This window comes from Leifsonia sp. GW821-FHT13C09 (genome assembly GCF_058806435.1).
This window is the reverse complement of record NZ_JBXAPS010000001.1, coordinates 1,112,294-1,136,562: the sequence shown is the minus strand read 5'-3', so window position 1 is coordinate 1,136,562 and position 24,269 is coordinate 1,112,294. Positions and strand designations below refer to the sequence as shown.

Below are 24,269 nucleotides of genomic sequence, written 5' to 3'. Positions count from 1 at the left end.
CCCCCCACGGTAGCGGCGGGATCCGACGTCTGCGCAGCGCGCCCGCTACGACTCGATCCGCGACTTCCGCCGCCGCAGGGCGATGGCGCGCACCAGCACCGGGCCGACCGAGAGCACGACGATCCCGATCAGCACGAAGTCCAGGTACTTCGACACGAAGTCCGCGACGCCGGGGATGTGGCCGAGTCCGTAGCCGATCAGCGTGACCCCGGCGGCCCAGACCGCGGCGCCGATCACGTTGAAGAGGCTGAACACCCCGTGGCGCATCCGGCCGACGCCGGCCGCGACGGGCGCGAACGTGCGCACGACCGGCACGAAGCGGGCGACGACGACCGCGCCGCTGCCGTACTTGTCGAAGAACCGCTGTGTCCGCAGCACGCTGGCGCGGCTGAAGACACCGGACTCGCGCCGGTCGAACACCGCCGGGCCGGTCTTCCAGCCGATCAGGTAGCCGACCTCACCGCCCACGATCGCCGCGATGGCGACCGCGACGATCACCAGCCAGAGCGGCTGCGGGATGTGGCCGGTGAGCGTGAGCACGCCCGCGAAGAACAGCAGGGTGTCGCCGGGCAGGAAGAACCCGAGCAGGAGGCCGGTCTCGGCAAAGACGATCGCGCAGATGCCGAGCAGCGCCCAGGGGCCCGCGGCCTGGATCAGGCCCTGCGGATCGAGCAGCCCGGTGTGGACGAGGGCGCCGGCGGCGGCCAGTGCGTGGGCGGTCATGGGGTCCTTTCGTACAGCGAGATCAGTTCGCGATGGGTCGTCATCCGCGTCGTGGTCTCGTGGTAGCCGAGAGTCGTGAGGTCGGCGACGCCGTAGTCGTCGACCGAACCGGGGGAGGGCGCGAACTCGATCAGCCAGACCCGGTCGATGCCGTCGAATCGGCCGAGAGCCCCGGCCTGGCGCACAGTGTACGCGCTGTCCCGCCACGTCGAGGTCTCGGGGTAGGGGACGCGCAGGGCGACGTCCCTCGTGTTCGCGAATCCTGCGGGGTAGGTGTGCTCGGCGAGGCGGGGGAGCTTGGACGGCTTGGTCGATTCGTCGAACACGACCGCGTCACCGGGGAGCGCGTGCGCCCCGATCGCGGCGGAGACCTCCGCCCAGTCGCTCTGGTTCTTCGCGTACGGCGTGCGCTCGGCGACGAGGACGGGGAAGCACAGCGCGAGGACCAGCGCTCCCGCGACGACGCCCGCCCAGCGCCGCCAGCGGAACACCTCGTCCACGCCGCACGCGATCAGGAGCGCCGCGGCCGGCGCGCAGAACGACACGTACCGGGCGGTGAAGTCGGGCACGACCGACTGCACGGCGATCAGGATGGCCGGCGGCAGGAGCAGCCAGAGCAGGGCGAGCCCGACGGGGGACGGGACGCGCGACTCCGGGAGCCCGAGGAACCGCTCCCCGCGAGCCCGCGCCACAAGCACCCGCTGCCGGACCGCGACCGCGACGGCCAGGACGATCAGCGCCCAGGCCGCGATCCCGAGCGGCCAGGAGTCGCCGAACCACAGGCCGCTGAACAGGGTCTCCGGTGCGAGCTGCGGCACGGCGCCGAGGTAGGAGATCTGGTTGTGCTGGCCGATCGCGAAGACCAGCAGGGGCGCGACGGCCAGCACCGCCCCGCCCACTGCGATCAGCAGGCCGCGGACGGTGCGCCGCGGCGGGCGGCAGAGTGCGACGATCACGCCGTGGACCACCACGAAGAGGATCGTGTAGAGGAAGACGTACGTCCCGAGCGCGAGCAGCGCGCCGTAGCCGACGAACCACGCGGCCCGCGGCCGCTCCCGGTCGAGCACTGCGACGAGCAGCACGGTCAGCCACGCGACGACTGCGGCGGAGAACGCGAACGAGCGCGCCTCCTCGCCCATGTAGGTGACGCGGGGGAGGAGGGCGCAGACCAGGCCCGCGACGACCGCCGTGCGGGTGTTCCGCAGACGCGCCGCCAGGAGCACGACGGCCGCGGTGGCCAGCCCGACCGCGATCGCGCTCGGCAGCCGGACGGCGACGGGGGAGAACCCGAACAGTGCGCCCCAGAAGTGCAGGCCGAGGTAGTACGTGCCGTGCACGGCGTCGATGTTGCCGAGCATCCGGAACAGCGACGGCAGCGGTCGCTGCGCCGACATGACGCTGGTCGCCTCGTCGCCCCAGAGCGACGGGATGCCGGAACCGATGGCGGAGAGTACGGTCGCGAGCACGCCGAACGCCGCGGCGAGCGCCACGGGGCGGGTGAGGGGCCGGGCCGTCTGCGTCGGGGCCGGCCGCAGCATCGTGACAGACAGGTCGGCACCGTCCTCTCGAATCAGCGTCCACCTCCAGTGAATCCCAATCCTCCCCAGAAAAGTCCAAGACGGTGGTGAACGGTCGCGGAATAATCCTCCCACCCGAGCGTTGAACTTGAGTGCAATCAGCTCAACTTTCAGAAACAGGAGATCAGGTGCCTGAGAACTTCACCCCCGAGAACGGCAGCGAGAACTCGTTCGACGAGTTCCTCTCGCGCTACCTCGCGGGCGAGCGCGCCCGCGCCGCGCGCTCCATCGACATCAGCCGGTTCCTCAGCCGGCGCACGCAGGAACTCCTCGCCGAGGCGGGCCGGTACGCCCTCGAGCACGGTCACCGCGAGCTGGACGCCCTGCACATCCTCCGCGTGATGGCCGGCCAGGAGCCCGCGTCCGAGGCCATGCGCCGCATCGGCGTCGACCCGTCCGCGGTCGCCGCCGCCGCCGAGCAGCGCCTCCCCGCGTCCGGGGAGCCGATCGACGCCGACGGCGCCTCGATCACCGCTTCCGCCCAGCGCGTGCTTTTCCACGCCTACCAGGTGGCCCGCGCCTCCGGTGCGACCTACATCGACCCCGAGCACCTCTTCTTCGCGCTCGTGATCGGTCAGGACGCCCCCGCCGGGCAGGTCCTCCAGGCGGCCGGCGTCACCCCCGACTCCCTCACGAACGCCATGCGGCAGTCGGCCACCGTCGGTGCGGGAGCCCAGGACACCGCAGAGACGGCCGGCGAGTCCGAGACCCCGATGCTCGACCAGTTCGGCACCGACCTCACCGCGCTCGCGCGGGACGGCAAGCTGGACCCGGTCATCGGCCGGCTCGACGAGATCGAGCAGACCGTCGAGATCCTGTCCCGCCGCACCAAGAACAACCCCGTCCTGGTCGGCGAGGCCGGCGTCGGCAAGACTGCGATCGTGGAGGGCCTGGCCCGCGCGATCGTCGCGGGCGACGTCCCCGAGCAACTGCGCGACAAGAAGGTCGTCGCGCTCGACCTCGCCGGGATGGTCGCCGGCACCCGGTACCGCGGCGACTTCGAGGAGCGGCTCACCAAGCTCATGGACGAGATCAGCACGGGCAAGGACCAGCTGATCGTGTTCGTGGACGAGTTGCACACCGTGGTCGGCGCCGGAGGGTCCGGCGAGTCCGGCGGCATGGACGCGGGCAACATCCTCAAGCCCCGGCTGTCGCGCGGCGACCTCCACCTGGTGGGGGCGACCACGCTCAAGGAGTACCGCCGCATCGAGAAGGACCCGGCGCTGGAGCGCCGCTTCCAGCCGGTGATGGTCGGCGAGCCGGGCGTCGAGGACGCCGTGCTCATCCTGGACGGCCTGCGCTCCGCCTACGAGGAGCACCACGCCGTCACGTACACGCCGGAGGCCATCCGCGCGGCGGTGGAGCTGTCCAACCGCTACATCTCCGACCGGTTCCTGCCCGACAAGGCGATCGACCTGATCGACCAGGCGGGCGCCCGGCTGCGCCTGTCGCTGGGCAAGCGGGTGGACGCGTCCGAGCTGATGCAGCGCCTGGCGACCCTGGAGTCCGAGAAGAACTCCGCCGTCGCGGCCGAGCACTACGAGGAGGCGTCCCGCTTGCGTGACGAGATGGAGGCCGTGCAGCAGGAGATCGACGAGCTCGGGAAGAACCCGCGCCGCGCCGCCGAGGCGGTCGTGGACGAGGCAGAGATCGCCGCGATCGTGTCCCGTGCGACCGGCATCCCGGTGTCCCGCATCGGCGACGCCGACCGGGAGCGCCTCGCCGCTCTGGAGTCGGAGCTGCACGCGCGGGTCGTCGGCCAGGACGACGCGGTGACGGCCGTCGCGAAGGCGGTGCGCCGCAACCGCACCGGCCTCGGCGACGAGCGCCGTCCCGTCGGCTCGTTCCTATTCCTCGGCCCGACCGGCGTCGGCAAGACCGAGCTGGCCAAGTCGCTGGCGGAGTCGCTGTTCGGCGACGACAAGGCGATGATCCGGTTCGACATGAGCGAGTTCGGCGAGCGCCACACGGTCGCCCGCCTGGTCGGCGCCCCTCCCGGGTACGTCGGCTACGACGAGGCCGGCCAGCTCACCGAGCGCGTGCGGCGCAACCCGTACTCGGTGGTGCTGTTCGACGAGATCGAGAAGGCGCACCCTGACGTGTTCAACCTGCTTTTGCAGGTGCTGGACGACGGACGGCTGACCGACGGCCAGGGCCGCACGGTCGACTTCCGCAACACGGTCGTCATCATGACCTCCAACCTGGGTTCGGAGTTCCTGGCCTCCCGCAGCGGAGCCCTCGGCTTCGTCCCGTCGGGCTCGGACGGCTTCGCCTCGGACAAGGACATCCGCGACCGCGTGATGGGCAAGCTCCGGGAGGCCATGCGCCCCGAGTTCCTGAACCGCATCGACGAGATCGTGCTGTTCCGCAAGCTGGACGCCGAGCAGCTGCGCGACATCGTCCGCCTGCTGCTGCAGGCGACGGCGAACCGGCTGGCGCACCGCGCCATCGGGTTCGACGTCACCGACGCGGCCGTGGCGTGGATCGCCGACGCCGGCTACGAGCCGGAGTACGGCGCGCGTCCGCTGCGCCGCGTCATCCAGCGCGAGGTCGACGACCGGATCGCGGAGCTGATGGTGGCAGGCAGCGTCGCCGACGGCGGCACGGTCGTGGTGGACGCTGTCGACGGGGCACTGCAGGTGCGGCCGCGGGCGGTGTTCGCGGCGGCGGCGTAACGCTGAGAGGTACTGAGAGGCGCCGGCTCCTTCGGGGGCCGGCGCCTCTTCGTCATCCGACGAACCGCATCCAGTTGATCCAGAAGTACCCGGTCGCGAGCAGGCCCAGCACGAGGCCGATGATCGCGGTGACGCGGCCGTTGTAGCGCACCGACGGGTCGACGGAGCTCGCGCGCACCAGGCCGGCGACCGAGAAGCCGGCGCCGAGCAGGGAGAGGATCGAGAACGGGTTGATGAGGAGGCCGATGAGAACGAGGAGCACGCCGGTGTACGCCCACGGGTTGTTGCGGCGCATCGCCCGCTCGCGGTCCGCGTGGCGGCTGGCGGCGGGCTCCATCGGATAGGTCGGCTGGTGGCTGTACAGCGGCTGGCCGGAGTAGGCCTGCTGCGCAGGGAAGCCTGGCTGCGCAGGGTAGCCGGGCTGTGCCGGGAAGACGGGCTGCGGCGGCACGGCCGGTTGCGCCGCCTCCGGATGCGCCCGCACATGCTCCGTCCAGGTCGCGCCGTTCCACCACCGGACGCGGCGCGCGTCTCCTGGGTCGGTGTACCAGCCGGCGTCGGGTGTCGTCACAGGTGCTCCTCGAAGTTCGTTCGGGAAGTCTATGAACCTGCCGGGTCGCTCGGGCATCCCCAGCTCGGGGCACCCTTCCTGAAAATCCACATAGGGGTACAGTGCGTGTCTCAACCCGTCCCACAGCAGACCCTGGAAGCGTGGACCCGTGCCCATCCCGGACAGATTCCAGAATTCCCCGCGCCTTCAGGCGATCGACGAGCGTCTCGAGCCTCTCAAACGGTTCGAGTTGGCTGCTCCGCGTTCGCGGAACGCCGCGATCGTGCAGTGGGTGGCGCTCGCGCTGGTCGCCGCGGTGCTCTCCGCCTTGTTCTTTCTTCCGGGTTTCCTGGGAGCCGGTGTAGCGGCCGCTGCGGGGATCAACGACTTCAACAAGCTGCCGGGGGACCTCAACATCGGGCAGTTCGCGCAGAACTCGACGGTGTACGCCAAGCAGGGCGGAAACGACGTCCCGATCGCGCAGTTCTACGCGCAGAACCGGAAGGACGTGGGCTGGGCCGATGTCGCCCAGGTCGCCAAGGACGCCGCGACCTCCGCCGAGGACCCGCGCTTCTACTCCGAAGGCGCCGTCGACCTTTTCGGCACCGTGCGCGGCGCGCTCTCCACGGTCGTGGGCGGCAACGTCCAGGGCGGCTCGTCCATCACCCAGCAGTACGTCAAGAACGTCGAGGTCGAGCACTGCGAGGGGCTCACCGACCAGAAGAAGGTGCAGGCCTGCTACAACGACGCCGCCGGGGTGACCCTGCAGCGCAAGATCCAGGAGATGCGCTACGCGGTCGGCCTGGAGAAGAAGTACAGCAAGCAGGACATCCTGCTGGGCTACCTGAACGTCGTCGGCTTCGGCGGCCAGACCTATGGCATCGAGGCCGCGTCGCAGTACTACTTCAACACCAGCGCCGCCCGGCTCACCTTGCCGCAGGCGGCGACCCTGATCGCGATCGTCAACAATCCGTCCAACCTCCGCATCGACGAGCCGAACAACAAGGACAACGGCGCGGCCAACGGGTACGCGCTCACCAAGGCGCGCCGCGACTACGTGCTCGACCGCATGTACGTGAACCACAAGATCTCGCTCGCCGACCGGGATTCCGCCAAGAAGACGCCTATCCAGCCCACGGTCACCGTGACGCCCTCGGGCTGCGCCGTCGCCCAGAACGTCAACGCGGCATTCTTCTGCGACTACGTCCGTGACGTCATCCTCAACGACCCGGCGTACGGCAAGACGAGCGCCGACCGGTGGACGACCCTCAACCGCGGCGGCCTCAAGATCTACTCGACGCTGAACCTCGACCTCCAGCAGGTCGCGCAGCAGTCGCTCTCCAAGTACATCCCGGGCTCGCGCCCCGACATCGACATCGGAGCCTCCAACGTGTCGGTGGAGGTCGGCACCGGCCGCATCGTCACGATGGTCGAGAACCGCGCGTTCAACAACTCCGACCAGGCCCAGCCGGGCACGACCGCGGTCAACTACAACACCGACGAGGCCTACGGAGGTTCGCAGGGCTTCCAGACGGGATCGACGTTCAAGGCGTTCGACCTCGCCGGCTGGCTGGAGGGCGGTCACTCCCTCTACGAGACGGTCAACGCCTCCCAGCACACCTTCCCGATGTCCGACTTCTCCAGCAGCTGCGGGACGGTCTCCGGGCCGCCGTGGCCGGTGTCCAACGACGAGGGCTCGGCGAGCAGACTGTCGGTGATGTCGGCGACGGCGCAGTCCGTCAACACGGCGTTCGCCATGATGGCGACCAAGACCGACCTGTGCTCCATCCTGAAGGCGGCGCAGAACCTCGGCGTGCACCCGGCCAAGACCGGCGCGCAGCTCAACTCGTACCCGTCGATGATCCTCGGGACGAACAACATCGCGCCGCTGACGATGGCGACCGCCTACGCAGGCATCGCAAACGGCGGAACCGTCTGCACCCCGATCGCCATCGACAAGGTCATCAACGCCGACGGCACCCCGCACAAGGTGAGCCCGTCGACGTGCACGCAGGGCCTCCAGAAGAACATCGCGTCCGGGGTCACCTACGCGCTCCAGGGCGTCATGCGGGGCGGCGGCACCGCCGCCAGCGCGAACCCCTACGACGGCACGCCGATCATGGGCAAGACCGGCACGACGGACGACTCGCTGCAGAACTGGATGATCACCTCCACCACGAAGGTCGCGCAGGCCACCTGGGTCGGCAACGTGTCCGGCCAGACCCCTCTGCGCAGCCTCGACTTCAACGGCATCGGCGGCGGCAACGTCAAGTTCTCCATCGCCCGGCCGATCCTGAAGGCGCTCGACAAGGTCTACGGCGGCGACGCGTTCCCGAGGCCGGACAGCAGCGTGCTGTACGGCAGCCAGGTGACCATCCCCGACGTCAGCGGCAAGACGCCCGACCAGGCGACCGCGCTGCTGCAGGGTCTCGGCCTCACGGTCACCGTCGATCAGACGCCGATCCCGAGCGACCAGCCGGCCGGGACCGTCGCGGACACGAACCCGTCGTCGGGCTCCTCGGTGGACGGCGGTTCGAGCGTCACCATCCAGCTCAGCTCGGGGCAGAACACCGCGACGCCGGGACCGACCCCCACCCCGAGCGGCACCCCGACTCCGCAACCGACCGGAACCCCCGGCCCCGGTAACGGGAAGGGCGGTGGGACCGGCGGCGGCAACGGCGGCTAAGCCGGGCCGTGCTCCCGGGCGGTCGTGATCGCACGTCCGCCCGGCCACGCCTCGAGCACCCGCCCTCGCAGCGCGTTCGACCGCTCGGCGAACGCGCGCTGGCGGCGCACGTACTGGGCCTTGCCCTCGGCGGTCTCGATGCGCACGGGCTCCGCGCCCCACGGCCGCATGTCGTACGGGGAGGCCTGCATGTCGAGCCACCGGATGTCGCGGGCGAGCTCGAACGCGTCGAGGAGGAGCTCGCCGGGGACGAGCGGGCCGAGCTTCATCGCCCACTTGTAGACGTCCATGCCCGCGTGCAGGCAACCAGGCTGCTCCAGCTCCGGCTGCGTCTCGCGCGTGGGCGCGAAGCGGTTGAGCGGGACGGCGTCCGGCGTGAAGAAGCGGAACGCGTCGATGTGCGTGCAGCGCAGCTCCGCGGCCTCCACCACCGCGTCGGTGCCGTGCCGGCCGAGCCGCAGGGGGACGTCGTGGCGGCGCTCGTCCTGCCGGTAGACCATCGCCCACTCGTGCAGGCCGAAGCAGCCGAACCGGCCGGGCCGCGAGGCCGTCGAACGGAGGATGCGCTCGATGGTCGTCAGGAGCGGCGCCTTCTCGCGCTCCATCGCGGCGCGGTCGACGACGAGACCGTCTGGCGTCGCGCCGGGGGCGTACCAGCGCCAGGCCGCCCGGGGCTCGTCGGCGGCGTCCAGCAGCTCCACGCCCGCGCCGGGATGCCAGCGGCGCAGCACCGACGGCGAGTAGGCGTAGTAGGTGAACAGGAAGTCCTCGATCGGGTGCTTCTCGCCCCGGGCGGCCCTGGCGCGGTGACCGGCCGTGAGCGCGTCGGCGCGCTCGGCGTGCGCGGCTTCGCGGGCGCGCCAGTCGGCGGCGGGGAGCGGGAGGGTCACCAGACGAGGATACGTGCCCGCGTCAGCCCGGGGCCTCCAACGGTCAGCCCAGGGCCTCCAGCGATCAGCCCAGGGCCGCCAGCGATCAGCCCAGGGCCTCCAGCGGGTTGCGCTGCAGCTTGCCGGCGACTCCGCGGTCGACGATCCGCCGTGCCGCGGTGTCCGGCTTGCGCTCGGCCTGGTCGGTCACGCAGGCCGTGAACTCGGCGGCCAGCGTGAGCCGCGGGAACGCCGTGACGACCTCGCGGCGGAACTCCTCGGGCAGCGCCTCCGGCCGCACGCCGGAGATGTCCAGGGCGGTCGCGACCTCGAGCAGATGGCCTTCGGGGTCGAAAGCCGGGTCGACCTCCGGCCAGTTGTGCCGCACGATCACCTCGTGCGCCCGGGTGCGGCGGGCAGCCGGCCAGCCCGCGCCCGCGGTGAGCGCCTTCGCGACGTGGCCGCCGGCGTCCTCGTAGGCGAGGGTGTGGTTGTCGAAAGCGGGCGCGATCCCGATGTCGTGGAGGACGGCGGAGACGTAGAGCAGCTCGCGGTCGATGCCGTGCAGCCCCTCCACGGTCGCGAAGCCCTCCGCCCACAGCCACGACCGGAGCACATGGTTGAGCAGCGCCGGGGTGTGGTACTCGGCGGCGAGTTCGAGCGCGGCGCGCGCCGCGGCGGTGTCGGGAGCGACGATGTCGGCAAGGCGCATGCCTCCATCCTGCCGCGCCGCCCCGCACAATTCCGGCCGTGCGTCACCCATTTCCCGCCGACTTCGCCGCCACCGCCTCGCTGCGATTCGGCATGAATGTCGCGAAACCCGCGGCGTAAGTCGACATTCTTCACGAATGTCGCGAAACCCGCGGCGTAAGTCGACATTCGTCACGAATCGGGTGCAGGACATTCGTGACGAATGTCGCGAATACCGCGGCGAGACGCGACATTCGGCACGAATCGTGCGGTGCGCGGTGCTACGGGAGGGTCGGGTCGAGCACGGTGATGCCGGTGGAGGGCGCCGCCTCCGCGAGCGGGAGGAGCCGCGCGGCCTCCGCCAGGCCGACCGTGCGGCCGACCAGCAGCTCCGGCCGGAGGGCGCCGGACGCCACCAGCGCGAGCATCCCGGGGTAGTCGGCCGCCGCCATGCCATGGCTGCCGAGGATGTCCAGCTCCCACGCGATCGCGCGGTCCAGCGGAAGCGCCGGCATCCCGCCGGCGAGGAGGCCGATCTGCACGTGCCGACCGCGCCGCCGCAGCGACAGGACGCTCGCCGTCGCGGTCTCCGCGGATCCCACCGCGTCGACCGAGACGTGCGCGCCGCCGCCGGTGAGGTCGGCGACGGCGTCCGGAGCCTCCGGTCCGGCCGGGATGGTGTGCTCGGCGCCGAGCCGTGCCGCCGTCTCGAGGGCGGCCGCCGAGCGGTCGATCGCGATCGGCCGGGCGCCCAAGGCGCGGGCGATGACGATCGCGCTGAGCCCCACGCCGCCCGCGCCGTAGACGGCCGTCCACTCGCCCGACCGGAGGCCGGCGCGCGCGGTCAGCGCCCGGTACGCGGTGGCGAACCGGCAGCCGAGTGCGGCCGCCGCGGCATCGGCCAAGCCGTCCGGGATGGCGACCAGGTTGAGGTCGGCCGCCCGCACCGCCACCAGCTCCGCGTGCGAGCCCCGGTGCGTGAACCCAGGCTGGGTCTGGTCCGGGCAGACCTGCGCCTGACCCGACCGGCACCACTCGCAACGGCCGCAGCCGTTGACGAACGGCGCCGTGACCCGGTCGCCCGGCCGCCACCGCTCGACCCCCGGGCCGACCGCTTCCACGACCCCGGCGAACTCGTGGCCGGGGACGTGCGGCAGCCGCACCGAGTCGTCGTGGCCGGCCCAGGCGTGCCAGTCGCTGCGGCACAGCCCGGAGGCGCCGACACGGACGAGCGCGCCGCCGTCCGGCAGCTCGGGGACGGGGAGGTCGCCGACCCCGACCGGGCCGGTGAACGTCTCGTAGTGCAGCGCCTTCATCAGGCCTCCCTCTCGATCGACGCGGCCGCCGCGACCGCCGCAGCCAACCGCTCCGGACCGAGCCCGGCGAGCAGCGCGACGAGCGGCCGGTCCGCGTCCGCCCAGTCGAGTCCGGCCAGGTCGTCCGTGCCGCGCCACTCCAGCGCGTCGTGGTCCGTGGATGCGTGGGGCGCCGCGCCGGCCAGCGCGGTCGCGTACCCGGCGAGATCGACGCGGCCGGTCGTCGAGCGGTCGAGCAGCGCCCCCACCCGCACCGCCACCCCGAGCTCCTCGCGCAGCTCGCGCGCGAGCGCCGCCTCCGGAGCCTCGCCGGCCTCCACCTTGCCGCCCGGGAACTCCCACCGCCCCGCGGCGTCCTTGTGCGGGCCCCGCCGGCAGGCGAGCACGGCGCCGTCGCGCACGATCACGGCGGCGACGACCTGGAGGGTCCGACTCGGAGAGGTCACCGTCCCATCCTGCCGCACCGTCCCATCCTGCCGCCCAGTCCCATCCTGCCGCCCAGTCCCATCCTGCCGCCCATTCCCATCCTGCCGCCCGGTCCCATCCTGCCGCGTTGGGGATGCCAGGATGGTCACGTGACCGACACGAACCCCACCGTCCTGCTCGTGATCGACCTGCAGAAGGGGGTGCTCCCGGGCTGCCTCGACGCCGACGGCGTGGTCGCCCGCACTGCCGCGCTGGTCGAGCGGGCCCGCGCCGCCGGCGCCCCGGTGGTGTGGGTCCAGCACGAGGCGGAGGACCTCCCGTGGGAGAGCGCCCCGTGGCAGCTCGCCGACGACCTCGTCCCGGCGGCGGGAGAGGCGCTCGTGCGCAAGGAGTGCCGCGACGCATTCGCCGGCACCGACCTGGACGAGGTGCTGGAGTCCCTCGACGCCACCCGCCTCGTCGTCGCGGGTGCGCAGACGGACTACTGCATCCGCACCACGACGCAGAGCGCAGCGGTGCGCGGCTACGACGTCGTCCTCGTCGGCGATGCGCACACCACGACCGACGCGGAGTGGGAGGGCGTGACGATCAGCGCCGCGCAGATCGTCGCGCACACCAACCGGTACTTCTCGGGGTTGCGCTACCCGGGGCAGGAGTTCGGGGTGGTGTCGGCGGCCGACGTGGAGTTCTGAATCCTCACGGCGTCCACCGCAGCTCCACGATCTCGTGGGCGTCGCTGAGGTAGAACACGTTCTGCGTCCCCTCGTCCACCTCCACGAACGCGACCGGGTCGCCGACGATCGGCGGGGCGCCGACGAGCGGGCCGATGTCGTTGGTGTGCCAGACGCCCTCGCGCCACCAGAGCTCGTGGACGAGGTTGTCGTGGCCCGTGAAGATCACGTGCTGCGTCGCGACCGGCTGGAACGGTCCTGCCTCGAACGCGTAGCCCGCCGGGCTGGAGGTCGGGTACGGCGTCACTGCGCCCGCCGCTGCCGAGAGATCGACGTGGTGCCAGCCGGTCGGGTCCCACCACAGCTCCTGCAGGTGCCCGTTCCCTCCGACGTAGTCGATGTGCTGGGTGCCCTGGCCGCGGAACACGTAACCGTTCACCGTCTCGGCGTCGCTCACGACCGGGGCGCCGGTGGCCGCCGTCAGGTCGCCCCAGTGCCACGCCGAGGCGTCCTTCCACAACTCCAGGACGTGGCCCAGCTCGGTGCGGACCAGCACGTGCGCGGTCTGCTGGTCCTCGAAGGAGTAGCCGGTCGGCGCGGCGTCGGGGGCGCACGGCGGGGCGCCGGTCGCCGCGGTCAGATCGAGGTCGTGCCAGCCGTCGCCGGAGTTGCTCAGCTCGTGGATGTGGCCGCCGCCGCGGGCCTGGTAGACGACGCGCTGGGTGCCGTCGTAGTACGTCTCGTACCCGTACGGCTGCGACAGGGTGAGCGGAGCCCCTGCGGCGTTCGTGAGGTCGTTCGCGTTCCAGCCGTCGTCCTCGGTGTACCAGAGCTCGTGCACGTGGCCGTCGAACCGCTGGCCCTGGTAGACCACGTGCTGCGAACCCTGGTGCGCCCAGATGTAGCCGTTGGAGTTCGTCGCCGCGGCCGCGCCTCCCGCCTCGGAGACGAGGTTCTTGACGTTCCAGTCGTCGCTCGCGCTGCAATACAACTCGTAGAGCTGCCCGTCCCCACCGGTGAGGGAGTTGTAGCCCTGGAACACCACGTGGCGCGTGAACTGGGCGAACAGCCATGCGGTCGGCTGGTACACGGCGTGCGGCGCTCCGGAGGTCGCCGTCGTCAGGTTGGTGAGTCTCCATCCCATGATCCGCTCCGATCTTCCGGGCGTCGGCGTCGGGAATCGGCGTTGACAGGACCCAGCGTAAACGTGCGTGGGCCGCTGGAGACTGGTGGATCCGCGGCGGGTGCGGCCCTGCAGCTGCTGGCCCGGGGGACGACCCGGTTGGCTCGGGTCGGCCGATGTCGCTCAGTACGATGCCGGGGCGGGGCCGGGGCCGGGGTCTCCGATGAACCGCGTCGCAAGCCCCTCCGACGCCCGGGCCAGCAGGGTCACGTCGCTGCCGACCAGCACGTACGCCGCCCCGGCCCGCGCGTACCGGGTGGCCATCGCGGGGTCGAACGCGTTGACGCCCACCGGCGTCCCGGCCTCGCGTCCCGCACGGATGACGCTCTCGACGGCGGCGACGACGTCCGGGTGGTCCTGCTGCCCGAGCAGGCCCAGCGACGCGGCCAGGTCCGCCGGGCCGACGAGCAGCGCGTCCACGCCCTCAACGGCCGCGATGTCTGCCGCCGCCTCGAGACCGTCGGCGGTCTCGATCTGCACCGTCAGGGACGCCAGCTCGTGGGCACGCGCCAGGTAGTCCGGGATGCGGCTCCAGCGCGACGACCGCGCCAGCGCGCTGCCCACACCGCGGACGCCGCGCGGCGGATAGCGCACCGCCCGCACCATTGCTTCGGCCTGCGCGACGCTGTCGATCATGGGCACCAGCACGTTCTGCGCGCCGAGGTCGAGCAGCTGCTTGAGGATCACCGCGTCCCCGATCGGCGCGCGCGCCACCGGGACGACCGGGTACGCGGCCGCCGCCTGGAGCTGCGCCAGGATCGACTCCAGCCCGATGGGGGAGTGCTCGCCGTCGATCAGGAGGAGGTCGAGCCCGCTGCCGGCGCAGACCTCGGCGACGAGCGGGCTGCCCGCGCACGACCAGATGCCGTAGAGGGTGCGGTCGGCCGCGCGGAGGCGGTCGGCGAAGGTCGGGGTCGGCTCTAGCTGAATCGGCATGTCACGGCTCCCAGGGTCCCGTAGTCGGCGTGGATGGTGTCGCCGCGCTCCACCCAGAGCGGGCGGGTGAACGAGCCGGCGAGGACGATGTCGCCGGCCTCCAACCGGCTCCCGTGCTGGGCGAGCTTGTTGGCCAGCCAGGCCACCCCCGTCGCGGGATGATCCAGCACCGCCGCCGCGACACCGGACTCCTCGATGGTCTCGTTGCGGTACAGCAGCGCCGCCACCCAGCGCAGGTCGACCGCGTCCACCGCGACCGGCCGGCCGCCGACGACCATGCCGCCCATCGCCGCGTTGTCCGAGATCGTGTCAACGATCGTGCGCCCTGGCAGCTCGATGCGCGAGCTCAGGATCTCCAGCGCAGGCACCACGTACTTCGTCGCGTCCAGGACGTCGAACAGCGTGACGTCCGGTCCCTCCAGCGGGTCGGCCAGCACGAACGCCAGCTCGACCTCGATCCGCACGTTCGAGTACCGGTTGAACGGAATCACCGCCCCGGTCTCGTAGACCATGTCCGCGAAGATCGCCCCGTAGTCGGGCTCGGTGATCCCGGTCGCCTGCTGCATCACCTTCGACGTCAGCCCGATCTTGCGGCCGACCAGCCGGCGCCCGGCCGCGAGCCCGCGCTCGACCCAGACGCGCTGCACGGCGTAGGAGTCCTCCACCGTCATGTCCGGGTGGCGGGCGGTCAGCAGCGGCACGGTGGCGCGCTCGCGCTCGGCGGTCGCGAGCTCGTCCGCGATCGCGTGGATGGTGGGGGTGTCGAGCATCGGCGGCTCCCTGTCGTCGTCGGAGGGCGTCATCCGGGCCGGGAGAGGCCCGTTCAGGATCGTATATCATCTGGAGGCGACCGGCTCGTGATATATTCGTGCCTACGTACCTACAGAAAAGGAGGGGCGCATGGCGATCATGACGGCGCGAGCCTTCAATCAGGATGCATCAGCCGCAAAACGGGAGGCGGCGCGCGAGCCGCTGATCATCACCGACCGCGGTACGCCCTCGTTCGTCCTCCTGACGTACACCCAGTACCGCGAGCTGAAAGGGGAGCTCGACAACGTCGTCGATCTTCTGCGACAGGACGAGGAGGGCGACTTCGAGGCCGACTTCCCGCCCATGACCTTCGAGGCGAGAGAGATCGACCTGTGAAGTGGCTGCTCGACACCATGACCCTGTCCGCGACCCGGCGGCCCGATCGGGAGGATCCGGCCGTCATCCGATGGCTCGAAGGACAGAACCCGTACTCGCTCCACATCTCGGCGATCACGATCTTCGAGCTCGAGCTCGGCATCCAGCGGAAGGAGCGCATCGACGCGGCGCAGGGGATCGCGCTGCGGCGGTGGCAGGACGACGTGATGATGGTCTTCGCCGAGCGGATTCTGCCGGTCGACGGGGAGGTAGCCGGACTCGCCGCCGGTTACCACGTGCCCGATCCGCGGCCCGAGCGGGATGCGCTGATCGCCGCGACCGCAGAGGTCGGCAATCTGACCCTGGTCACGCGCAACTCGCGCGACTTCGAGCCGTTCCGGGTCCAGATGTTCAACCCCTGGATCACCCGGGTCTCGAAGGCCGCGATGTCACAGGCACGCGCGTCGAGCGCGGGGGCATCCCGGTAGCCTGAACCCGTGCCGGACCGTCTGCATCGCGTCGCCGTCCTCGTGCTGGAGGGCGCCAAGCCGCTCGACGTCGGCATCCCGGCGCAGGTGTTCACCACGCGGGCGAGCATGCCCTATGAGGTCCGTGTCTGCGGTGCCGCCCCCGGCCTCGTGACCGGCGGCGACGGCCTCTCGTACCACGTCGCGCACGGCCTGGAGGCGCTCGCGTGGGCGGACATCGTGTTCCTGCCGGGCTACCGGCATCCCGACCGCGAGGATCCGCCGAGCGAAGTGGTGGAGGCCCTGCTCGCGGCGCACGCGCGCGGCGCCCGGCTGGCCGCGATCTCGACCGGCGCGTTCGCGCTCGCGGCGACCGGACTTCTCGACGGCAAGCGCGCAACGACGCACTGGCACTACACGCGCGCGCTCGCGCAGCGATATCCGCTGATCCGGGTGGACGAGAACGTGCTCTTCGTCGACGAGGGCGACGTGCTCACCTCCGCCGGCGCCGCCAGCGGGATCGACCTCTGCCTGCACATCCTGCGCGGCGACCACGGCATCGCCGCCGCCAACCACGCCGCCCGGCGCCTCGTGGCCGCGCCGTACCGCAGCGGGGGTCAGGCCCAGTACGTTCCGCGCAGCGTGCCGGAGCCGCTCGGCGAACGCTTCGCGGCCGTCCGCGAGTGGGCGCTGCACCGGCTCGGCGACCCGCTCACGCTCGAGGTGCTCGCCCGCCGGGCCGCCGTATCGCCGCGCACCTTCTCGCGCCGGTTCGTGGAGGACACCGGCTACACGCCCATGCAGTGGGTGATGCGGGCGCGCATCGACGTCGCCCGGGAGCTGCTGGAGCGCTCCGAGCTCGGCGTCGAGCAGATCGCCGCGGACGTCGGGCTCGGCACCGGAGCGAACCTGCGGCTGCACTTCCAGCGCATCCTCGGCACGACGCCGAGCGAGTACCGCCGCACCTTCAGCGGCGACGCCGGCTGAGACGCCCGTCGCGCCGCCATTCTCGACATTCGTGCCGAATGTCGCGTCTCGCGGCACGATCCCCGCGATTCGTGCCGAATGTGCGCGTCGCGATTCGTGCCGACTGTCGCTTTTCGCAGCACAATTCCCGCGATTCGTGCCGAATATGGGCGCGGTGGGCGCAGTGGGCGCGTTGGCGGGAAGCTTTCGAACCGTGGCGATCGCGCCCCTGGTGGGGCGAAAGCGTGGAGGCGAGGCTGTCAGCGAAACGAAAGGAACCCTCCGCATGACCCGCATCGCCATCAACGGCTTCGGCCGTATCGGCCGCAACGTCCTCCGCGCCCTCCTGGAGCGCGACAGCGACCTGGAGGTCGTGGCCGTCAACGACCTGACCGAGCCCGCCGCGCTCGCCAAGCTCCTCGCCTTCGACTCGACCGCGGGCCGCCTCGGCCGACCCGTCTCCGTGGACGGCGACGTCCTCGTGGTCGACGGCCATCGCATCCGCGTGCTCGCCGAGCGCGAGCCTGCGCAGCTGCCCTGGGGCGAGCTCGGCGTGGACATCGTGCTCGAGTCCACCGGCCGGTTCACCTCCGCGACCGCCGCTCGCGCCCACCTGGAGGCCGGCGCGAAGAAGGTCCTCGTCAGCGCCCCTGCCGACGGCGCCGACGTCACCCTCGCCTACGGCGTCAACACCGACGCCTACGACCCGGCCGTCCACACGATCGTGTCGAACGCCTCCTGCACCACGAACGCGCTGGCGCCGCTCGCCGCGGTCCTGGACGACCTGGCCGGCATCGAGCACGGCTTCATGACCACCGTCCACGCGTACACCCAGGAGCAGAACCTGCAGGACGGTCCGCACCGCGACCCGCGCCGTGCCCGCGCCGCCGCCGTCAACATCGTGCCGACCACGACCGGCGCGGCGAAGGCGATCGGACTGGTCCTGCCGAACCTGGACGGCAAGCTGTCCGGCGACTCCATCCGCGTGCCCGTCCCGGTCGGTTCGATCGTGGAGCTGAACACGGTCGTCGCCCGCGATGTCACCCGGGAGGACGTGCTCGCCGCGTACCGGGCCGCCGCCGAGGGCCCCCTCGCCGGCGTTCTGGAGTACTCGGAGGACGCCCTCGTGTCGTCCGACATCACCGGCAACCCGGCCTCGTCGATCTTCGACTCCGAGCTCACCCGCGTGGACGGCCGCCACGTGAAGGTGGTCGCCTGGTACGACAACGAGTGGGGCTTCTCCAACCGCGTGGTCGACACGCTCGGGCTGCTCGCGGGCTGACACCCCGGGTGCCCGACGGACCGCGTCCCGCTCCGGGGCGCGGTCCGTTCGCGTGCGCCAGGGCTGCGGTGGGGGAGGATCGCGCCGGCGCGCCCTCGGAGCGCCGGGCGGCGTTCGCGCCCCCGGCCGGCTCGCCGCGGATCGCGTCGAGCGGCCCGTCGGCACGGGTGCGTCGGCTAGCGTGTGGGGATGCCCTCCACCCCCGCCGCCGAGGCGATCACTCCGGGCGTCAGTCGCGTGCGCATCCCGATGCCGCCCGGCGGCGGCCTCCCGTTCAGCAACGCCTACCTGATCGAGGACGCCGACGGCCGCGTCCACGTGATCGACCCGGGTTCCCCGACCTCGGAGGCGCACGAGACGCTGCGGACGGCCCTCGACGGCGCTCCGGTCGCCTCGATCGTGATCACCCACCTGCACGCCGACCACTCCGGCGGGGCGGGAGCGCTGGGCGCCGAGACGGGCGCCGCCGTGCTCGTCCACGCGCGCGAGCGGGCAGCGCTCGGGCTCATCGCCGCCGGCCTTCCCGCACCCGATCTGGAGGCGTGGGGCGTCCCCGCAGACCGCCGCCCGGAGCTCCTCGCCGCCGCGGCCGTGCCGACCGGCCCGGCCGCGGAGCTCGTGGACGCGGTGATCACAGGCGTTCTGGCGGATGGCGAATTGCTCGACGTCCCCGGCCGCCGCCTCCGCGTGATCGGGACGCCCGGCCACACCGACGGCCATCTCTGCCTGCACGACGAGGCGGCCGGCCTTCTCTTCACCGGCGACCACGTGCTGCCGGCGGTCAACTCCGGACTGGGGCTGGGCGGACCCACCGCCACCGACCCGATCGCCGACTACCTGGAGTCGCTCGACCGGGTCGCACAGCTCGATCATGACGGCCTCCTCGCCCTCCCCGGCCACGAGGACCCCTTCACCGGCCTGCGCGAGCGCTGCGCGGCCCTCGCCGCCCACCACCTCCGCCGCGCGGACGAGGTCGCCGCCCACCCCGGCGGCACCGTGTGGGAGACCGCGCGCACCCTGACCTGGACCGGCGGCTGGGATGCGCTGGCCGGCTTCACGCTGCTCTCCGCGCTGCGGCAGACGGCGCAGCACCGGGGGTTCGTCAGCCGGCGGGCGTGAGCGGCAGCGGATCGCGCGCGTGGAGCACCGCGCAGGGAACACCGTGCGCCTAGAGCGCTGAACGCCTCCAGCGCTGAACCCCTAGAGCAACGTCTCCACACCGAGCGTCACGCGGTCGCCGAGCCCGACGCCTTCGCGCCGTCGCACATCGCCCTTGATGGCCACCACGTACGCCCCGTCCGCGCTCTCCGGGAACACCGACGTCGACCAGCGCGACCCGCCGAGCGTCACCATCACCTTGACCGAGCCCCAGCCGGCGGGCGGGTGCGGCTGCAGGCGGATCTCCTCCGAAATGTCGTCGGGCAGGCGGGCGAAGACCCACAGGTCGCGCCGGGCCTCCCAGCGGAACAGCTCCGTCTCGAACTCGTAGCGCACGCCGGACATGCTTCCAGCCTGCCACCGACCACCGACATCGCCCCTGCCCCGCGCGGCCTCGGCGGCGCTATCCTCGCACCGACCCTCAGGAGGACCCATGGCCGCCACCCGTCCCGGCTCCGTCACCTTCGTCGCCGTGCTCGCCTACATCAACGGCGTCCTCAACATCGTCGGCGGCGTCGTGATCCTGTTCACCCGCGACCAGATGGCGCGGGCGTCGAACGCCGGCGCGCAGGCCGGGCTCATCACCTCCGCGATCGTGGCGATCATCCTCGGCGTCGTGATCCTCGTCGTCGCCCGCGGCCTGCTGAACGGCAGCCGGTTCGCGCGCGGGCTCGTCACGGTCGTCATGATCCTGAACGCGATCGGCGGGGTGCTGCTGCTGTTCAGCCTGCAGTTCTTCAGCGGGATCCTGGAGATCCTCTGGGCGATCGTCATGCTGTCGCTGCTGTACACGCAGCGCGCCAACGCCTTCTTCGCCAGCCGCGGCTGACCGATCGCGCCGGGCTGTCGGCGCGATCGGACAGAATGGGAGGTGGCGCCGACGCCCGGCGTCCCCGACCGACCCGAAAGGCATGTGGCCATGCGCTGGCCGAACTGGCTCAGGAAGCGCACCGTGAAGACCGTGCGCACGCGTCCCTTCGACGAGGACGCCCTCCCGGAACCCGCCGCGCCCACGCTGGAGCAGACCGTCGACGAAGGCATGCTCCTCGCGGAATACGCCACCCGGATGGCGGTCAAGAACCACATCGTGGTCGACACGCTGCAGTACGGCAACGACTTCGACCCGGCCCGGCACACCGGCGAGGCGGCGCACCTGCTCCGCGAGCTCGCCTCCGAGCAGGGCGAGGCGGCCGGCCGGATCGAGGCCGACCTGGAGGCCGCACAGGGCCTGCGCGGCGACGCGACCCACCCGCACGACTACCGCGACGTCGATGTGGCGAACCTGCGGCTGCGCCGGGACGCGGCGGTCGCGCTGGCGAGCGCGCTGCGGGCGAAGGCCGACTCGGAGGAGGAGCTGCTCGCGCTGGTGGAGCGCGGCCGGGTGGACGCCTGGGACGAGGTGGGCCGTGCGATCGAGGCAGGGCTCGACGCGTTCTCCGGGGTGGAGGCGCTGAAGGCCGACTACGAGCGCGAGAAGCCGGGGCGGCTCAAGCTGCTCATCTGGCGCGACCTCGCCCGGCTCCAGGAGGAGCGCACCGGGTACTGAGCACCGCGCCCGCTCACCCGCCGTCCCGCAGCGCCACCGGCGGCACCAGGGTGCCGACCTCCGTGCGCACCCACCGGTCGCCCGTCGCACGCTTCTCGGCGTGCGTAGCGAACCGGTACAGGAACATCCGCGCCCGGACCGACCGCGGCGGTTCCCCGCCGAACGGGTCGAACCGCAGCAGCCGGAGCGTCGGCCGGTCGGCCTCCAGCAGCCGCAGCAGGAACACCTCGAACCACGGCGAGTCCCGGGAGCCCAGCGCGAGGAACCACATCAGCCAGTCCAGCCGGAGATGGTACGGCGCGTACTGCCGGGGCAGCCTCCGCGGGTCGCCCGGCTTGCCCTTGAAGCCGTACTCGCGCCACTCGGCGCCCGGATCGTGCGGGTCGTCGGCCGTGCCCTCCACGACCACCTCGTAGCGCTCCTTCGTGACGCTCCCGAACGCGCCGTAGGCGTTGACCAGGTGCCAGCGGTTGAAGCTCGCGTTCATCAGCTGGCGCCTGCGGAACAGGTTCCGCAGCGGCCACCAGCTCAGCGCCACCAGGAACGCGGAGACCAGGAGCGCGACGACGGCGTACCAGAGCGGAACGTCCGCCGCGCCGATCCCACCGTGGATCGCGCCGCCGCTGATCCACCGCCACGCGCCGTCGCTCACGCCGGCGAAGGCGAGCACGATCGTGATCCAGTTGAGCCAGGCGAAGTTGCCCGTCGCCACGAGCCAGAGCTGGGTGAGGATGACCACCGTGGCCGCGACGCTCGCCACCGGCTGCGGGAGGAACAGCAGCCAGGGCACGATCAGCTGCGCGAAGTGGTTGCCCAGGACCTCCACGCGGTGCCACCACTTCGGCAGCAGGTGCGCGGTCCGGCTGAGCGGATTGGGCATCGGCTGGGTCTCGTGGTGGTAGTACAGCGCGGTGAGGTCGCGCCAGGAGCGGTCCCCGCGCATCTTGATCATCCCGGCGCCGAACTCCAGCCGGAACACCAGCCAGCGCAGCAGGATGACGATCGTGATCGGGGGAGCGGTGTCCCAGGAGCCGAGGAAGGCGACGGTGAAGCCGGCCTCGCAGATCAGGCTCTCCCAACCGAAGCCGTAGAAGGTCTGGCCGATGTTCGCGATCGAGAGGTACAGGAACCAGATGATCAGGAACACCGGCACGAACACGTACGACGGCGTCAGCTGCAGAACGCCGACGACGACCAGCGCCGCGAGTCCCGCCCCGGTCCACGCGACGGCGCGCAGCAGCCGGTCCGAGTACCGCCAGCGGAACAGCGTCGGCTGCCGCCGGGCGTACGCCGAGCGCAGGAAGCGCGGCGCGGGCAGGAGGCCGTGCTCACCGAGCAGCGCGGGGAACTGCGCGACGGCCGAGAGGAACGCCACGACATAGAGGGCTGCGACGCCGCGCTGCAGGATCTCCCGCGCGATCGTGTAATCGGTCCCGGCCAGCCAGCCCAGCGCATCCATCGGATCTCACCGTACGCTCGCCGCGGCGGCGGGCGAACGCCGGATCGCGAGGGAGGCTAGGCCGCGAGCTCCGCGTCCAGCCGGATGGCCCGGTGGTCCGACGCGCCCGCGGGGAGCACGTCCACCCGGTCCACGTCGAAGCCCGTGGAGGTCACGAAGTCGAAGTACCCGCTGAAGAACTTGTAGCGCAGGTAGGTCGGCTCGTCGCTGCGCTTGAGCGTGTAGCCGGAGGTGGTCAGGTGTCGTTCCAGCCCGCGGATGAACCACGGGTAGTTGAAGTCGCCGACCATGATCGCGGGCGTCTCGGGCGCGAGCGAGCGCATCCCCTCGTGGGCGGCCGCGATCTGCTTGCGGCGCAGCGAGTTGGAGGCCGTGAGCGGCGCGGCGTGGAAAGAGCCGAGCAGCACCCGCTCGCCGGAGTCGCGGTCGCGCAGCAGCGCGGCGAGCAGCCGCTCGTTCGCGGGGGCGAGCACGCGGTCGTGAAGGGATTTCTGCACGGCGAAGACCTGCGTGTCCAGCACCTCCCAGCGTTCGTCGCGCACGTAGACGGCGAGGCCGAGCCGGTTGGCCTTGGTGGTGTCGGCGAGCTGGAGGTCGTGCAGCCGCGGCGCGAGCGCCTCGCTGTCGCACTCCTGCAGACAGAGCGCGTCGGCGTCGTACGTCTTGGCGATGTCCTCGAGCTCGTGACCGGCAGCGTGCTTGCGGAGGTTGTAGCTGATGATCCTCAGGGCCCCGCACCTCCTCGCGTCGTAGTGTCGCCGGGGAACGCCCGGTCACCGCTCATTGTGGCCCAACCATCATGCTGTACAACGAGGACCGGTCGCATCCCACACGGAATTCACACCCTGGTCATCGCCCGTTGGACCGCTACGGTGGTCGCATGGCAGGCGACGCAGTCATCCTCACCGTCCCCGGTCCGCACGGGGACCGGGAGATCCGCATCTCGAGTCCGGGCCGGGTGCTCTATCCGGAACTCGGGATCACGAAGCTCGACCTCGCGAACTACCTCGTGGAGGTCGGCGAGGCGTTCGTGCGTGCCAATGGCGACCGGCCGCTGTCGTTGCAGCGCTTCCCGGACGGGATCGACGGCGAGCAGTTCTTCTCCAAGAACCCGCCGCGCGGCACCCCGGACTTCGTCCGCTCGGTGATGGTCGTCTACCCGAGCGCACGGTCGCACCCGCAGCTCGTGATCGACGAGCCGGCCGCCGCGGTGTGGGCGGCGCAGATGAACACGGTGGTCTTCCACCCCTGGCCTTCGCGGGCGGAGGACCCGGACAACCCGGACCAGCTGCGGATCGACCTCGACCCGCAGCCCGGCACGGACTTCGCCGACGCGATCCCCGCCGCGATCGAGCTGCGTGCGGTGCTCTCCGACGCGGGTCTGGAGACCTACATCAAGACGTCGGGCAATCGCGGCCTGCACGTGTTCGCGCCGATCGAGCCGAAACGGGAGTTCCTCGATGTGCGGCACGCGGTCATCGCGGCGGCGCGCGAACTGGAGCGGCGGATGCCGGAGCAGGTGACGACGGCGTGGTGGAAGGAAGAGCGCGGCGAGAAGGTCTTCGTCGACTTCAACCAGGCCAACCGCGACCGGACGATGGCCGGCGCGTACAGTCCGCGGGCGCTGGGGCACGCGCCGGTCTCCACACCGGTGACCTGGGATGAGCTGCCCGAGGTCGACCCGCGCGACTTCACGGTGCGCACCGTCCCGGAGCGGCTGCGCACCACCGGCGACCCGTGGCAGGATTTCGGCGAGCGCCCCGGCACCATCGACACGCTGCTCGACTGGTGGCAGAGCGACCTCGACAACGGCCTCGGTGAACTCCCCTTCCCACCCGACTACCCCAAGATGCCCGGCGAGCCGCCCCGCGTCCAGCCCAGCCGAGCCAAGAAGCCGTAGCCACCCGCCGAGTACGGAGAAAATCAGTCGGAAACCGCCGAGTACGCAGATTATCGACGTACTC

24 protein-coding genes are annotated in these 24,269 nt (G+C 71.6%); 11 read left to right on the top strand and 13 right to left on the bottom strand.

Annotated elements, in window-relative coordinates; all coding sequences use genetic code 11:
* Nucleotides 1-45: 45 nt before the first annotated feature.
* Both AC1ROW_RS05510 and AC1ROW_RS05505 read right to left on the bottom strand, forming a co-directional pair.
* Nucleotides 46-723, bottom strand: a complete 678-nt coding sequence (locus tag AC1ROW_RS05510) for a DedA family protein (protein ID WP_493017828.1) — start codon at nucleotides 721-723, stop codon at nucleotides 46-48.
* Entirely contained in the window at nucleotides 720-2,261 is a 1,542-nt protein-coding gene (locus tag AC1ROW_RS05505; protein WP_493017827.1) for a glycosyltransferase family 39 protein, read from the bottom strand. The genes AC1ROW_RS05510 and AC1ROW_RS05505 overlap by 4 nt, the downstream gene beginning before the upstream one ends.
* A 167-nt stretch (nucleotides 2,262-2,428) precedes the next feature.
* On the opposite strand from AC1ROW_RS05505, the gene AC1ROW_RS05500 reads away from it, so the two are divergent.
* Nucleotides 2,429-4,975 (top strand): ATP-dependent Clp protease ATP-binding subunit, encoded by a 2,547-nt coding sequence (locus AC1ROW_RS05500; RefSeq protein ID WP_493017826.1) that lies wholly within the window; start codon nucleotides 2,429-2,431, stop codon nucleotides 4,973-4,975.
* Nucleotides 4,976-5,027: 52 nt separating this feature from the next.
* Here AC1ROW_RS05500 and AC1ROW_RS05495 read toward each other — a convergent pair whose 3' ends face one another.
* On the bottom strand, nucleotides 5,028-5,546 hold the full coding sequence (locus AC1ROW_RS05495; protein WP_493017825.1) for a DUF2510 domain-containing protein: 519 nt from the start codon (nucleotides 5,544-5,546) through the stop codon (nucleotides 5,028-5,030).
* Between the two features lie 148 nt (nucleotides 5,547-5,694).
* Between AC1ROW_RS05495 and AC1ROW_RS05490 the strand changes: the two genes are divergently transcribed.
* Complete coding sequence (locus AC1ROW_RS05490; protein ID WP_493017824.1) at nucleotides 5,695-8,211, top strand: penicillin-binding protein; 2,517 nt, start codon at nucleotides 5,695-5,697, stop codon at nucleotides 8,209-8,211.
* On the opposite strand, the gene AC1ROW_RS05485 is transcribed toward AC1ROW_RS05490, so the two are convergent.
* The 4 genes from AC1ROW_RS05485 to AC1ROW_RS05470 all read right to left on the bottom strand — a co-directional run bounded on the left by AC1ROW_RS05485 (nucleotide 8,208) and on the right by AC1ROW_RS05470 (nucleotide 11,532).
* On the bottom strand, nucleotides 8,208-9,101 hold the full coding sequence (locus AC1ROW_RS05485) for a 3-methyladenine DNA glycosylase (RefSeq protein ID WP_493017823.1): 894 nt from the start codon (nucleotides 9,099-9,101) through the stop codon (nucleotides 8,208-8,210). The two genes, AC1ROW_RS05490 and AC1ROW_RS05485, sit on opposite strands and share 4 nt — an antisense overlap.
* Nucleotides 9,102-9,186: 85 nt before the next feature.
* Entirely contained in the window at nucleotides 9,187-9,792 is a 606-nt protein-coding gene (locus tag AC1ROW_RS05480; protein WP_493017822.1) for an HD domain-containing protein, read from the bottom strand.
* A 259-nt stretch (nucleotides 9,793-10,051) separates the two neighbouring features.
* Nucleotides 10,052-11,086, bottom strand: coding sequence for an alcohol dehydrogenase catalytic domain-containing protein (locus AC1ROW_RS05475; RefSeq protein WP_493017821.1), 1,035 nt, complete (start codon nucleotides 11,084-11,086; stop codon nucleotides 10,052-10,054).
* Nucleotides 11,086-11,532: a (deoxy)nucleoside triphosphate pyrophosphohydrolase gene (locus AC1ROW_RS05470; protein ID WP_493017820.1), complete on the bottom strand. Its 447-nt coding sequence runs from the start codon at nucleotides 11,530-11,532 to the stop codon at nucleotides 11,086-11,088. Before AC1ROW_RS05470 ends, AC1ROW_RS05475 begins: the two co-directional genes overlap by 1 nt.
* Nucleotides 11,533-11,661: 129 nt before the next feature.
* On the opposite strand from AC1ROW_RS05470, the gene AC1ROW_RS05465 reads away from it, so the two are divergent.
* On the top strand, nucleotides 11,662-12,204 hold the full coding sequence (locus tag AC1ROW_RS05465; protein WP_493017819.1) for a cysteine hydrolase family protein: 543 nt from the start codon (nucleotides 11,662-11,664) through the stop codon (nucleotides 12,202-12,204).
* A 4-nt stretch (nucleotides 12,205-12,208) separates the two neighbouring features.
* Here the strand turns inward: AC1ROW_RS05465 and AC1ROW_RS05460 are convergent, their stop codons facing one another.
* From AC1ROW_RS05460 to hpaH, 3 genes are all read right to left on the bottom strand, one after another.
* Nucleotides 12,209-13,327, bottom strand: coding sequence for a hypothetical protein (locus tag AC1ROW_RS05460; RefSeq protein WP_493017818.1), 1,119 nt, complete (start codon nucleotides 13,325-13,327; stop codon nucleotides 12,209-12,211).
* A 162-nt stretch (nucleotides 13,328-13,489) separates the two neighbouring features.
* Nucleotides 13,490-14,302: an HpcH/HpaI aldolase family protein gene (locus AC1ROW_RS05455; protein WP_493017817.1), complete on the bottom strand. Its 813-nt coding sequence runs from the start codon at nucleotides 14,300-14,302 to the stop codon at nucleotides 13,490-13,492.
* Complete coding sequence (gene hpaH / locus AC1ROW_RS05450; protein WP_493017816.1) at nucleotides 14,287-15,072, bottom strand: 2-oxo-hept-4-ene-1,7-dioate hydratase; 786 nt, start codon at nucleotides 15,070-15,072, stop codon at nucleotides 14,287-14,289. Before hpaH ends, AC1ROW_RS05455 begins: the two co-directional genes overlap by 16 nt.
* Before the next feature lie 130 nt (nucleotides 15,073-15,202).
* Between hpaH and AC1ROW_RS05445 the strand changes: the two genes are divergently transcribed.
* The 5 genes from AC1ROW_RS05445 to AC1ROW_RS05425 all read left to right on the top strand — a co-directional run bounded on the left by AC1ROW_RS05445 (nucleotide 15,203) and on the right by AC1ROW_RS05425 (nucleotide 19,261).
* A complete protein-coding gene (locus AC1ROW_RS05445) occupies nucleotides 15,203-15,448 on the top strand; it encodes a type II toxin-antitoxin system prevent-host-death family antitoxin (RefSeq protein ID WP_493017815.1) in 246 nt (81 codons plus the stop codon).
* Entirely contained in the window at nucleotides 15,445-15,915 is a 471-nt protein-coding gene (locus tag AC1ROW_RS05440) for a type II toxin-antitoxin system VapC family toxin (protein WP_493017814.1), read from the top strand. The genes AC1ROW_RS05445 and AC1ROW_RS05440 overlap by 4 nt, the downstream gene beginning before the upstream one ends.
* Nucleotides 15,916-15,936: 21 nt before the next feature.
* Nucleotides 15,937-16,881 (top strand): GlxA family transcriptional regulator, encoded by a 945-nt coding sequence (locus AC1ROW_RS05435; protein ID WP_493018366.1) that lies wholly within the window; start codon nucleotides 15,937-15,939, stop codon nucleotides 16,879-16,881.
* Between the two features lie 265 nt (nucleotides 16,882-17,146).
* Nucleotides 17,147-18,142, top strand: coding sequence for a type I glyceraldehyde-3-phosphate dehydrogenase (gene gap / locus AC1ROW_RS05430; RefSeq protein ID WP_493017813.1), 996 nt, complete (start codon nucleotides 17,147-17,149; stop codon nucleotides 18,140-18,142).
* 189 nt (nucleotides 18,143-18,331) lie between these two features.
* On the top strand, nucleotides 18,332-19,261 hold the full coding sequence (locus AC1ROW_RS05425; protein WP_493017812.1) for an MBL fold metallo-hydrolase: 930 nt from the start codon (nucleotides 18,332-18,334) through the stop codon (nucleotides 19,259-19,261).
* Between the two features lie 81 nt (nucleotides 19,262-19,342).
* Here the strand turns inward: AC1ROW_RS05425 and AC1ROW_RS05420 are convergent, their stop codons facing one another.
* On the bottom strand, nucleotides 19,343-19,645 hold the full coding sequence (locus AC1ROW_RS05420; RefSeq protein WP_493017811.1) for a DUF1905 domain-containing protein: 303 nt from the start codon (nucleotides 19,643-19,645) through the stop codon (nucleotides 19,343-19,345).
* Between the two features lie 88 nt (nucleotides 19,646-19,733).
* On the opposite strand from AC1ROW_RS05420, the gene AC1ROW_RS05415 reads away from it, so the two are divergent.
* Nucleotides 19,734-20,129, top strand: coding sequence for a DUF7144 family membrane protein (locus AC1ROW_RS05415; RefSeq protein WP_493017810.1), 396 nt, complete (start codon nucleotides 19,734-19,736; stop codon nucleotides 20,127-20,129).
* Nucleotides 20,130-20,219: 90 nt separating this feature from the next.
* Entirely contained in the window at nucleotides 20,220-20,846 is a 627-nt protein-coding gene (locus tag AC1ROW_RS05410) for a hypothetical protein (protein ID WP_493017809.1), read from the top strand.
* Between the two features lie 13 nt (nucleotides 20,847-20,859).
* Here AC1ROW_RS05410 and AC1ROW_RS05405 read toward each other — a convergent pair whose 3' ends face one another.
* Together AC1ROW_RS05405 and AC1ROW_RS05400 are read right to left on the bottom strand one after the other, a co-directional pair.
* Complete coding sequence (locus tag AC1ROW_RS05405; RefSeq protein ID WP_493017808.1) at nucleotides 20,860-22,305, bottom strand: lipase maturation factor family protein; 1,446 nt, start codon at nucleotides 22,303-22,305, stop codon at nucleotides 20,860-20,862.
* A 56-nt stretch (nucleotides 22,306-22,361) separates the two neighbouring features.
* Nucleotides 22,362-23,024 (bottom strand): endonuclease/exonuclease/phosphatase family protein, encoded by a 663-nt coding sequence (locus AC1ROW_RS05400; protein WP_493018365.1) that lies wholly within the window; start codon nucleotides 23,022-23,024, stop codon nucleotides 22,362-22,364.
* Nucleotides 23,025-23,185: 161 nt separating this feature from the next.
* On the opposite strand from AC1ROW_RS05400, the gene ligD reads away from it, so the two are divergent.
* Nucleotides 23,186-24,205 carry a non-homologous end-joining DNA ligase gene (gene ligD, locus AC1ROW_RS05395; protein WP_493017807.1) on the top strand — a complete coding sequence of 340 codons (1,020 nt, stop codon included), beginning with the start codon at nucleotides 23,186-23,188 and terminating at the stop codon, nucleotides 24,203-24,205.
* Nucleotides 24,206-24,269: the final 64 nt, after the last annotated feature.